This window comes from Frigoribacterium sp. PhB160 (assembly GCF_003751785.1).
Lineage (GTDB): Bacteria > Actinomycetota > Actinomycetes > Actinomycetales > Microbacteriaceae > Frigoribacterium.
This window is the reverse complement of record NZ_RKIE01000003.1, coordinates 72375-83846: the sequence shown is the minus strand read 5'-3', so window position 1 is coordinate 83846 and position 11472 is coordinate 72375. Positions and strand designations below refer to the sequence as shown.

Sequence of the window (11472 nt, the reverse complement as noted above, 5' to 3'; positions counted from 1 at the left end):
TTCACCCTCGTGCAAGCTCGTGCCCGTACCGTGCCGACGTGACCATGCGCCCGTCCCGTACCGCCGGAGCCCTGCGGCGTGCCCGCGGGCTGAACGACCTCGCCTGGCGGGCCCGCGTCCGGTGGGACCGCGCCCGGCGCCACCCCCGGGCGCTCTGGCGGGCGTTCGCCCTGCTGCACGGCGCCGTCTTCCTGGCGCTCACGCCGCTGATGCTCGCGGGCGGCGTGAGCGGCGACCTGCCCCTCTACCGGACCTGGGCGAGCGACGCGCTGAGCGCCGGGTCGTGGCCGGTGCTCGACTTCAGCTGGGTCTACCCCGCGGGGGCGCTGCTGCCGATCGTCCTGCCGAACGTGCTGGGCGAGTCGCTCTACCAGCTGGTGTGGCTCGTCATGCTGACCGCCCTGAACGCCGTCTCGCTGTGGCTGCTCACCGACCGGGGTCGTCGCACGGTCGAGAACCCGGCGGCCTGGTGGTGGCTGCTCGTGCTCTTCCTCCTCAGCCCGGTGGCCTTCCTCCGCCTCGAGGGGTTCAGCGCGCCGATGGTGGTGACGGCGCTCGTGCTCCTCGGGCGGCACCCGCGGGCGGCCGGCCTGCTGCTGGCCGCGGCGACCTGGATCAAGGTCTGGCCCGCCGCGGTCGTCGGCGCGGTCATGGTCGCCTCCCGGGAGCGGGCCACCGTCGTGCGGTCGGCCATCGTCGTCACGGTGGTCGTCGCGTCGGTCGTCGCCCTCGGCGGGGGGCTGACCCGGGTCGACGGCTTCGTCACCACCCAGTCGAGCCGGGGCCTGCAGCTCGAGGCGCCGCTGTCGACGCCGTGGGTGTGGATGGCGATGCTGCGCGTGCCGGGCGCGAGCGTCTACCAGAACGTCGCCCTCGCGACCCGCGAGGTGATGGGGCCCGGCGACACCTGGGCCATCAACGGCAGCACGGAGCTCATGCTGGGCGTCATCCTGGCGCTCGTCGGCGTGCTCGCCGTCGCGGCCTTCGGGGTGCCCGGTGCCCGTCGACGGCCGGCCGACGAGCACGGACTGGTCCTGCTCGGCGCGCTCACGCTGACGACCGCCTTCGTCGTCTTCAACAAGGTCGGCTCGCCCCAGTACATGCTCTGGATCGCCCCGATCGTCGCCGTCGGCCTCGCGACCCGGCCGACCGAGTTCCGGGTGCCGGCCGTGATGCTCGGCTGGGCCGCGGGGCTCACGACGCTCGTCTTCCCGATCCTCTACCGACCGCTGATCGACCTGAACCCGTTCGCCGTGCTCGTCCTGGCCGGGCGCAACGCGATCGTCGTGGCGCTCTTCGGCTGGTGCGCCGTGCGGCTCGTCGAGGCTGCCCTCGCGGGCGCGGGGCTCGAGGGGTGGACGCTCCGGCGGGCGCTGGGGCTGCTCGCGCCGGATCGCGGGCTGCCCGTCGCGGCGACCCGCGAGGCGCGGGTCCTCGACCGCCAGGGCTGACGACGGCGCACGGACTCGGCCGTGGCCGGTGCCGCGGCCGGTGCGGCGCCGCGGCGAGGGACGGGGCACCCCGGGGCGTTCCGTTCCCCGAGGGGACAGTGGGCACGCCAATCTGGTCGCCGCCCGGCCTGCCGTGCCACCGTGGGAGGTCGGACAACACCAGAGCACCCGCGCCGCGCGCGGGTCCGAGCCAAGGAGCACTCATGAAGGGCAAGATCCTCTTCGTCGCCGGAGCAGCAGTCGGGTACGTCCTGGGGGCCCGCGCGGGTCGTGGTGCGTACGTGAAGATCAAGTCGCGAGCCGAGGACCTGTGGGAGAACCCCACCGTCCAGAAGTCCGTGCACCAGGCGGAGGACTTCGTCAAGGAGAACGCGCCGGTCGTCGGCAAGAAGCTCTCCGGCGCCGCCAGCGACGCCGCCGCGAAGGCCAAGCAGGTCGCAGGCAAGGCCGGCGACGCCGCCGGCGACCTGGCCGACAAGGCGGACGACGTCGCCGACGAGGCGAAGGCCAAGGCCGGCGAGGTCGCCGACACCGCGAAGGACAAGGCCGCCGAGGCCCGGGACGAGGCTGACGACGTCGCCGACCAGGCCAAGGGCAGGGCCGACAAGGCGGCCCGCAAGGCCGGGGGCTCGTCGAAGGGCACCGACACGCTCCCCGGGGTGAACGTCGGTGGCTGACTCTGACCTGAAGGCCCCCGAGCAGAGCACGAAGCGCTCGCTCGGCAAGCTGCTCGGCAGCCTGCCCGACCTGCTGTCGCGGATGATCCGCGGCGAGGTCGCGCTCGCCAAGAAAGAGCTCGTCACCAAGCTCAAGGACGCGGGCGTCGGCATCGGCCTCCTCGTCGGGGCCGCGCTCTTCGGGTTCTTCCTGCTCGCCGTGCTGATCACGGCCGGCGTCCTCGGACTCGCCACCGTCGTCGCCCCCTGGCTCGCGGCCCTCATCGTCGCGGGCGTGCTGCTCGTCGTCACCGGCGTGCTCGCCCTGCTGGGCGTCAAGGCGCTGAAGAAGGGCGTCCCGCCCGTGCCGCAGCATGCAGTCGACAGCGTGAAGGCCGACGTCGCCGCCCTGAAGGGACAGGGAGCGTATGCCGAACCGCGGTCCTGACGAGAACGCCCCGGACGACCCCACCGAGTCGGCCGGGCTGCGCCCCGACGCGAGCATCCCCGAGATCGAGCTCGACCTGGCCCGGACCCGCGAGGAGTTCGCCGAGACCCTCGACGCGATCGAGGACAAGCTCAGCGTCCCGGCCCACGCACGTCGCCTCAAGGCCAGCGTCGAGCGGCGCTGGGCCGACGACAAGAAGCCGGTGGTGGCCGCGGCCGCCGCGGGCGCCGTCGGCGTCGCCGCCCTGGTGGCCGGCATCGTCAAGGCCGCCCGACGCTGACCTGACGCACAGCACCCGCCCAGCGCCACCGCGCCGACCGCGGGGCCGAGCCACCGCGCCGACCACGGTCACCGCAGCACCCCGTCGCTGACCACCGACGAACGAGAGAGACCCGGATCCCATGGCGCAGAGCAGCACCGAGCGCGAGGCGGCCTCGCCGGCCCCCGACGACGACGGCAAGCCCGAGAACCCCACCGACCTGCACAAGCGGTCGTGGGGCTACGTGTTCAAGAAGACCCTCCGCGAGTTCGGCGCCGACCAGTGCACCGACCTGGCGGCATCGCTGACCTACTACGCGGTGCTCGCGATCTTCCCGGGCCTGCTGGCCGTGGTGTCGCTGCTCGGCCTCTTCGGCCAGGCGGGCTCGACGACCGGCGCGGTGCTCGACATCCTCGAGGGCCTCGGGGCCGGGTCCGTCGTCACGGCCCTCCGGGAGCCGATCGCCGAGCTCGTCGCCTCGCCGGCGGCGGGCGTGGCGTTCGTGGTCGGCGTGCTCGGCGCGCTCTGGTCGGCGAGCGGCTACATCGGCGGCTTCGGCCGGGCGATGAACCGCATCTACGAGATCGACGAGGGCCGCCCGGTCTGGAAGCTCCGTCCCGTCAACCTCGCGATCACGGCCTTCACGGTCGTGCTCGTCGTGATCGCGGGCCTCATCCTCGTGCTGAGCGGCGACGTCGCGCAGACGGTGGGCGACGTCATCGGCCTCGGCTCCACCGCGGTGTTCGTCTGGGGCATCGTGAAGTGGCCCGTGCTGCTCGGCATCATCGTGGTCGTCGTCGCGGTGCTCTTCTACTTCTCGCCCAACGTCAAGCAGCCGAAGTTCCGCTGGATGAGCCTCGGCTCGTTGCTCGCCATCGGCATCTGGCTGCTCGCGAGCGTCGGCTTCGGCTTCTACGTCGCGAACTTCTCGAACTACAACAAGACGTACGGCTCGCTCGGCGCCGTCATCGTCTTCCTGCTGTGGCTCTGGATCACGAACAACGCACTGCTCTTCGGCGCCGAGTTCGACGCCGAGATCGAGCGGGGCCGCGAGCTGCAGGCCGGCATGCGGGCGGAGAAGGACATCCTGCTGCCGCCCCGTGACACGGCGGCCAGCGACAAGAAGAAGGCCCAGGAGGCGCAGGACGAGCTCGACGGGATGCGCCTGCGTCAGGCCGCCGCGGCCTCCATCGCCCGGCAGGAGTCCGAGGAGGAGGCCCGGGGCGAGGGGCGGCGCGACGGCTCGTCACCCGACGCCACCTCGGAGGATCTCGACCGCGACCGGGGATCGGGGCGCGAGGCGCGCTGAGCGCTGCACCGCGCCTCCGGCCGGGGGACTGACGACGACGGCCCGCACCTCCGCACGGAGGGGCGGGCCGTTCGTCGTCGGCGGGTCGTCAGAAGGCGAAGCCGAGCTCGGCCGGGTAGTCGCCGCGGGCGGTGAGCTGCTCGGCCGCGTCGCGGAGGTGCGACAGCGTCAGGCCCAGGGTGCGCGGCCCGAAGCTGACGCGCGAGACGCCGAGCTCGGCCAGGCGGGCGAGCGGCACCGAGTCGGGGCCGGAGATGACGCTGACCTTGCCGTGGATCTGCTCGACGGCACGGGCGACGAGCTCGTCCGTGCCGAGGCCGAGCACGAAGGCGCAGTCGGCGCCGGCGTCGAGGTAGGCGTTGGCGCGGGCGACGGCGTCGTCGAAGAGCGACGGGTCGCCGGCGAGGGCGTCGACCCGGGCGTTGATGACGATCGGGACGCCGGCGCGGTCGCCGGCCCGGCGGGCGGCGGCGATCTTCGAGACCTGCGTGTCGACGTCGTAGAGCTCGGCCTTCGAGCGGCCGACGCTGTCCTCGATGTTGAGGCCGGCGGCGCCCTCCTCGATGAGGCGCCAGACGTTGTCGAGCGTGCCGGCCGCGTCGGTCGCGTAGCCCTTCTCGAAGTCGACCGACACGGGCAGGTCGACGGCGCGGATGACCAGGCGGGCGGCGGCCAGCATCTGGTCGACGTCGAGCCCCTCGCCGTCCTCGACGCCGTGCGCCTCGGAGATCGAGTGGGAGGCGGTCGCGAGGGCCTTCACCCCCGGGGCGCCGGCGACGACGCGGGCGGTGATGCTGTCCCACACGTTCGTCACGACGAGCGGGTCGCCGGGGACGTGCAGCGAGCGGAGGAGTTCGGCCTTCTCGGCCGTGCTGGAGATCGACATGGTCCCAGCCAACCGCACGCGCCTCCGCGTCGCCAGTACCGAGGTCAGTCGGCCCACCGCCAGCTGCTCGCCAGCTCGTCGACCACGCGGTCGAGGTCGGACCGCGACGAGGAGGCGTCGGTCGCCCCCTCGAGGTCGCCGCCGTCGGTCGCGGTGACGGTCACGAGGAAGAGCCGGGCCGAGCCGTCGTCCGTCGACAGGGCGCGGGGGGCGAGGGCGATCAGCGCGACGCCGGGCGTCCCGAGGTCGGTGCCGGTCGCCATGCTCGCCGCCCGGGCGGGCTCGCCGTCGAGCTGCACCTCGTCGACGTCGCCGACGACCGTGCCGACGGAGGGCAGCCAGCTCGTCGAGAGGGCGTCGGTCACGGCGCCGAGCGAGCCGTCGCCGGCCAGCCCGTCGCTCGTGCTGGTCGGGACGGCCGCGACCGTGACGAAGTACTCGGCGCCGGTGGCGTCGTCGCCCACCATGACGTCGGTGGAGCAGGAGGCGCCCTCGTCGAGCGACGACTCGGTCACCCACGTGGTCGCGGGGAGGTCGGCCGTCCAGCAGTCGGTCGTCAGCGGCGTCGGGCTGCCGGGGCCGGCGGCGCCGTCGAGGTCGTCGCCGGAGGAGTACGACCACGATCCCGGCTGGCCCGACCAGGCGTCCCAGGCGCGGTCGGCCACGTCGACGAGGGCCGGGCCCACGACGACCGTCACCAGGGTGACCGCGACGTTGGTCACGAGGGCCAGCGACGACAGCACGAGCGCCGTGACGCCGATGCCCTTGCCCGGACGACCGCGGTCGCGGCGCACGAGCAGGGCGACGAGCGCGAGGGCGAGGCCCGCGAGGGGGACGAGGAACCCCACGCCCGGCACGAGCCCGACGAGGAAGGCGGCGATGCCGACGACGAGGGCGGCGACGGCCCAGCCGCCGGGGCCCTGCGCGGGGGCGGGTGCGGGTGCCGGGGCCGGTGCCGGTGCGGGCGTGGGTGCCGGTGCGGGCGGGGCGTCGGCGGCGGGGGCGTCGGCTCGGTCGTGCGGGGGCGTGGGGTCGGTGGTCATGGTGCTCCTTCGGCGGCTCGGGCGAGTCGCCTCCGACGCTACGGAGCGCCGGGGGCGGGGCGCGTCCGCCGCTGGGGGCCGACCCGCGCCTCCGGAGGGATGGCGTCGGGTGGTCCTCCCGGCTGACGCCGGGATGTCGCACCGCGTCCCGACCGCCGCAGCGGGTCTCGTCGCGGTGCCGTGATCGGAGCGCGGCGCGGTGAGTCGACGAGCCCCGTCAGGAGGTGCGTCGCACCTCCGCGAGGACGGCCGCGATCCGGTCGGGCACCGTCGAGTCCTGCAGCGACGTCGTGTCGCCGAGCACCCGGCCGTCGCAGATGTCGCCGAGCAGGCGTCGCATGATCTTCCCCGAGCGGGTCTTCGGCAGGTCGGGCACGACGACGACCGTCGCCGGCTTGGCGATCGGGCCGATCTGGTCGGCGACGTGCGCCCGCAGCGTCGCGGAGAGCTCCGCCGCGAGCGGGGCCCACACCGGCGGTTCGTCGGCGGACCCGGCGTCGCGCACCGCGCCTCCGGCCGGTCTCGACGCAGGCACCACGAAGGCGGCGATCGCCTGCCCGGTGCGGTCGTCGGCCACGCCGACCACGGCCGCCTCGGCGACGAGCGGGTGGGAGACGAGCGACGACTCGACCTCGATCGTCGAGAGCCGGTGCCCGGAGACGTTGATGACGTCGTCGACGCGGCCGAGCACCCAGATGTCGCCGTCGTCGTCGTACTTCGCCCCGTCGCCCGAGAAGAACCAGCCCTGCCGCCAGTACTTCGCCCAGTAGCTGTCGCGGTAGCGCTCGGGGTCGCCCCAGACCGTGCGGGCGAGCGACGGCGGGGTCTGCTGCACGACGAGATAGCCGCCCGAGCCGTTCGGCACGCGCTCGCCGGCCTCGTCGACGACGGCGGTCGAGACGCCGGGCAGCGCCCGCAGCGACGACCCGGGCTTCAGGGTGTCGACGCCCGGCAGGGGCGCCATGACGGCCGCCCCCGTCTCGGACTGCCACCAGGTGTCGACGATCGGCAGCTCGCCCCGGCCGAGCTGCTCGCGGAACCAGACCCAGGCCTCCGGGTTGATCGCCTCGCCGACCGTGCCGAGCAGGCGCAGCGAGCTGAGGTCGTGGTCGGTCGGCAGCCCGTCGGGGAACCACGACGCCAGCGTCCGCACCAGCGTCGGCGCCGTGTAGTACGTGGTGACGCCGTAGCGCTCGATGATCTCGAGGTGGCGGGCCGGGTGCGGGGTGTCGGGCGTGCCCTCGTAGATCACCTGCGTGAGGCCGTTCGACAGCGGGCCGTAGATCTCGTAGGTGTGCGCGGTCACCCAGGCCAGGTCGGCCGTGCACCAGTGCACGTCGTCGGGCTTCGCGTCGAAGACGGCCCAGTGGGTCCAGCTCGCGGCGGTGAGGTAGCCGCCGCTCGTGTGGACGAGGCCCTTCGGCTTACCGGTCGTGCCGCTCGTGTACATGATGAAGAGGGGTGTCTCGGCGTCGAAGGCCTCGGGCTCGTCGACGTCGGGCTGCGGGTCGACGACGTCGTGCCACCAGAGGTCGCGGCCCTCGGTCCAGGGCACGTCGGGCGTCCGGTCGCCGGTCCGCCGCACGACGAGCACGTGCTCGACCTGGTTCTCGCCGCTCACCGCGTGGTCGGCGTTCGCCTTGACCGGCACGGCCGCGCCGCGGCGGAACTGGCCGTCGGTCGTCACGAGCAGCTTCGCGCCCGTGTCCTCGACGCGGAACCTCAGGGCCTCGCCCGAGAAGCCGCCGAAGACGAGGGAGTGGATCGCGCCGATGCGCGCGATCGCCAGCGTCACGACGATCGTCTCGGCGATGACCGGCAGGTAGACGACCACGCGGTCGCCCTTCCCGACGCCGAGGCTGCGCAGGCCGTTCGCGGCCTTGACGACCTCGCGCTGCAGCTGCGCGTACGTGACGTCGCGACGGTCGCCGGGCTCGCCCTCGACGTGCAGGGCGACCTTGTCGCCCTTCCCGGCCGCGACGTGCCGGTCGACGCAGTTGACCGCGACGTTCAGTCGGCCGCCCGCGAACCAGGTCGCCTCGGGCACGGTCAGGCTGCCGTCGGCCAGCTCGCGCACCGGCGACCAGGTGTGGGCGGTGGTCCACGGCGTCTCCCAGTCGAGGCGGCGGGCCTGCTCCTCCCAGAAGGCGACGGGGTCGGCGGCGGCGCGCTCGTGCTCGGCGCCCGCCACGTTGGCGTGGGCCGCGAGGGCCGGAGGCGCGGGGAACGTCCGCCGCTCGTCGAGCAGGGCCGAGATGGTGTCGCCGGTCGTCGGGGTGGTGTCGCGCGGGGCCATCCGTCGAGCGTACGGAGGCGCGGGGCCGGCCGCCGGGGCTGCCGTCACGTCGCGTAACCGCGGCGGTCGCGCGCGGCGGGGCGACCGCCTCGGGGAGGCGCGGTGGCCGCGAGGCGCACCGGGCGCCTCCTCGCGGGGTCGGTTCGGTCGCAGGGGCTCCCGTTCGTCGGAGGCTGCCCCTAGTGTGGGGGGCATCCGGCCCCGGGGGCCGCGCGGTCCATGGGGGGTCGCGGGGAGGTCGCCGGGGCGTCGCCGACGTCGTCGTGGGCGATCGACCCCCAGGAGCGTCCACGTGATCAGATCCACCCGAGGCCGGGGAGCGCGCTACGCGACCGCCCTGGCCCTCGCGAGCGCACTCGTGCTCGCCCCCACGGCCGCCTTCGCCGCCGACGGCGACGAGGCCGCGGCCGACGAGGCGCTGGCGGGCGGTGCCGCCGGAGAGGTCGGGGCCGTCGGGGCCGTCGGCTCGGCCGTCGCCGACTCGCCCGACGCGGAGGGGGCCGACGAGGCGTCCGCCACTCCGACCGAAGGCGCAGCCGTCCCGACCGAAGGCGCCGAGGTCCCCGCAGACGGTGAGGCCGTCGCCGACGAGCCCGCCGTCGAGGACGAGACGCCCGTCGTCGACGAGCCCGCCGCCGCGGAGGAGACCGAGGCGCAGGCGGCTCCGCTGCCCGCCGCCGACGCGACCGTCGCCGACGGCGAGCTGATGAACTACGTGGTCAACACCGACGCGACCGGTGCCGCCGCCGTCGACGAGGCCGCCACGGCCGTCGCCGACGCCGGGGGCGTGGTGCTCAGCGAGTACCCCGAGATCGGCGTCGTCACGGCGCAGTCGACCGACGGCGAGTTCCTCGCCGCGATCCGCGCCGCGCAGGGCGTCGAGTCGGCCGGCCCGACCCGCACCGCCCCCGTCAGCGAGGGCGCCGTCGCGCCCGCCGACGCGACCGAGGGCGCCGGCGGCACGCAGGGCATCGAGCGTCCGCTCGCCGACAGCGCCGTCACCGCCGACCCGCTCGAGGCCGAGCAGTGGGACATGTCGGCCATCGGCGCCCCCGAGGCCCGCCAGATCTCGGCCGGCGACCCCGGCGTGGTCGTGGGCGTGCTCGACAGCGGCATCGACGTGACGCACCCCGACCTGGCCGGCCAGGTCGACCCGAGCCTCTCGGTCGGCTGCGCCGTCAACGGCGTCCCCGACCAGACGCAGTCCGCCTGGGTGCCCGTCGACGACAGCGAGTCGCACGGCACGCACGTCGCCGGCACCATCGCCGCCGCCGACAACGGCGTCGGCATCGTCGGCATCGCGCCCGACGTGACGCTCGCCAGCGTCAAGGTCGTCAACTACGACGGCTACATCTACCCCGAGTACGCGCTCTGCGGCTTCATGTGGGCCGCCGACAAGGGCTTCGACGTCACGAACAACAGCTACTACGTCGACCCCTACGAGTACTGGTGCAGCACCGAGGCCGACCAGGCCCCGGCGCTCGAGGCCGTGACCCGGGCCGTCGAGTACTCCGAGACGCAGGGCGTGCTGAGCGTCGCCGCGGCCGGCAACTCGTCGTACGACCTGGCGAACAAGACCACGAACGACTCGAGCCCCAACGACTCGACGCCCGTCGTCGGCCGCGACGTCTCGGAGGGCTGCTACGACATGCCCACCGAGATCGACGGCGTCGTCTCGGTGTCCGCGCTCCGTGAGGGCGCCGACGGCCAGCCCGAGTTCGAGGACCGCTACTCGAACTTCGGCGAGGGCGTCATCGACGTCAGCGCCCCCGGTTCCGACGTGCTGAGCACCGTCTTCGGCGGCCTGTACGAGTCGTACAACGGCACCTCGATGGCCTCGCCGCACGTCGCGGGCGTCGCGGCCCTCCTGGCCTCGACCCACCCCGACGCCTCGCCCGCCGAGCTGCAGGCGCTGCTCGAGAGCCAGGCCACCCCGCGCGGCGACTCGGCGCTCTACGGCGCCGGCGTCGTGGACGCGTTCGCGGCCGTCACCGAAGACCTCGGCCTCGGCCCCGTCGCGGCGGTCGCCGACGGCACGGTCCAGGCCGGTGCCCCGTTCCGCGTCCTCGGCGCGAACTTCGAGCCCGGCGAGACCGTCACCGTCGAGGGCCTCACCGGCTCCTTCACGGCCGACGAGCTCGGACGCCTCGACGGCCCGGCCGTCCTGTCGCCCCTGCTCGAGGCGGGCGTCGTCACCCTGCAGCTGACCGGCTCCGAGGGCAGCTCGACCACCCTCGAGCTCATCGTCGAGGCGGCTGTCGCCGGTCCGTCGATCACCGCGCCCACGGCCGGCCAGGTCGTCGAGCCGGGCACCGTGACGGTGTCGGGCACGGCGGAGGCGGACGCCCTCGTCGTGGTCACCCTCGGGTCGGCCGCCGACGTCGCGGCGCTCGTCGAGCTCGAGCCGGTGCTGCCGGCCGCGCAGGCCCGCTCGACCGCCTCCGTCGACGCCTCGGCCTCGGCCCTCGCGTCGGGCTCGGCGGGCAGCTCGGCCGTCGAGGCCCGTGCCTCGGCCGCCGCCGTGATCGCCGACCCGGTGCCGTACGACCCCGCCCTCGGCGGTGCCTCCGCCCTCGTGCAGACCGACGCCACCGGCGCCTGGTCCGTGCCCGTGACCGGCGTGCCCGCCGGCGACCTCGGCGTGACCGCGCTGCAGGTGCTGCCCGACGGCACGACGTCGACCTTCACGGAGCCCGTGCTGTTCACCGTCGCCGCCGCGGTCGTCGTGCCGGTCGACGGCACCGACCCGGTGCCGCTGCCCGAGCCCGTTCCCGGCTCGGTGGTCGTCCCGGTCCGCGCGCCCGTCGCCTCCGGCGCCCTGGCGTACACCGGTTCGGAGCCGACCCCGCTCGCGGGCGTCGCCCTGGCCATGCTCGCCGCGGGCACGGCGGCCGTGGCCGCCGCGGGCCTGCGTCGCCGTCGCCTCGCGACGGTCGCCGCCGGCACCGGCGCTGGCTCGGGCGCCGGATCGGCCTCGGCCGAGTAGTCCCGCCCGGGGCCGCCGCGCCGCGGCGGCCCCGCCGCACCGACGGACGCCGTCCGTCCACCCGGGCGGGCGGCGTCCGTCGTGTGTCGGGTGGCGCCCCGCGTCACGTTCCGCGCACCGCGTCGCGTTTCGCCGCGA

At 74.8% G+C, this 11472-nt stretch carries 9 protein-coding genes; 6 read left to right on the top strand and 3 right to left on the bottom strand.

The genetic code is table 11. The features are described from left to right. Positions 1 to 44: 44 nt before the first annotated feature. The 5 genes from EDF38_RS13370 to EDF38_RS13350 all read left to right on the top strand — a co-directional run bounded on the left by EDF38_RS13370 (position 45) and on the right by EDF38_RS13350 (position 4123). Positions 45 to 1451: a glycosyltransferase 87 family protein gene (locus EDF38_RS13370; RefSeq protein ID WP_123356221.1), complete on the top strand. Its 1407-nt coding sequence runs from the start codon at positions 45 to 47 to the stop codon at positions 1449 to 1451. Between the two features lie 203 nt (positions 1452 to 1654). Further along, the gene (locus tag EDF38_RS13365; RefSeq protein WP_123356219.1) at positions 1655 to 2128 is read left to right on the top strand and encodes a hypothetical protein; all 474 of its coding nucleotides are present in this window, start codon (positions 1655 to 1657) and stop codon (positions 2126 to 2128) included. Next, complete coding sequence (locus tag EDF38_RS13360) at positions 2121 to 2555, top strand: phage holin family protein (protein ID WP_233572465.1); 435 nt, start codon at positions 2121 to 2123, stop codon at positions 2553 to 2555. Before EDF38_RS13365 ends, EDF38_RS13360 begins: the two co-directional genes overlap by 8 nt. Beyond that, positions 2536 to 2835, top strand: a complete 300-nt coding sequence (locus EDF38_RS13355; RefSeq protein WP_123356217.1) for a DUF3618 domain-containing protein — start codon at positions 2536 to 2538, stop codon at positions 2833 to 2835. Before EDF38_RS13360 ends, EDF38_RS13355 begins: the two co-directional genes overlap by 20 nt. A 121-nt stretch (positions 2836 to 2956) precedes the next feature. Continuing rightward, positions 2957 to 4123: a YihY/virulence factor BrkB family protein gene (locus tag EDF38_RS13350; protein WP_199734748.1), complete on the top strand. Its 1167-nt coding sequence runs from the start codon at positions 2957 to 2959 to the stop codon at positions 4121 to 4123. A gap of 88 nt (positions 4124 to 4211) precedes the next feature. Here the strand turns inward: EDF38_RS13350 and EDF38_RS13345 are convergent, their stop codons facing one another. From EDF38_RS13345 to acs, 3 genes are all read right to left on the bottom strand, one after another. Next, positions 4212 to 5009: an isocitrate lyase/phosphoenolpyruvate mutase family protein gene (locus tag EDF38_RS13345; RefSeq protein WP_123356215.1), complete on the bottom strand. Its 798-nt coding sequence runs from the start codon at positions 5007 to 5009 to the stop codon at positions 4212 to 4214. A gap of 44 nt (positions 5010 to 5053) precedes the next feature. Continuing rightward, positions 5054 to 6052, bottom strand: a complete 999-nt coding sequence (locus tag EDF38_RS13340; protein WP_123356213.1) for a hypothetical protein — start codon at positions 6050 to 6052, stop codon at positions 5054 to 5056. A gap of 217 nt (positions 6053 to 6269) precedes the next feature. Continuing rightward, positions 6270 to 8348 (bottom strand): acetate--CoA ligase, encoded by a 2079-nt coding sequence (acs, locus tag EDF38_RS13335; RefSeq protein WP_123356211.1) that lies wholly within the window; start codon positions 8346 to 8348, stop codon positions 6270 to 6272. A gap of 292 nt (positions 8349 to 8640) precedes the next feature. Between acs and EDF38_RS13330 the strand changes: the two genes are divergently transcribed. Continuing rightward, on the top strand, positions 8641 to 11334 hold the full coding sequence (locus EDF38_RS13330) for a S8 family serine peptidase (protein WP_123356208.1): 2694 nt from the start codon (positions 8641 to 8643) through the stop codon (positions 11332 to 11334). The last annotated feature ends 138 nt before the right edge of the window (positions 11335 to 11472 follow it).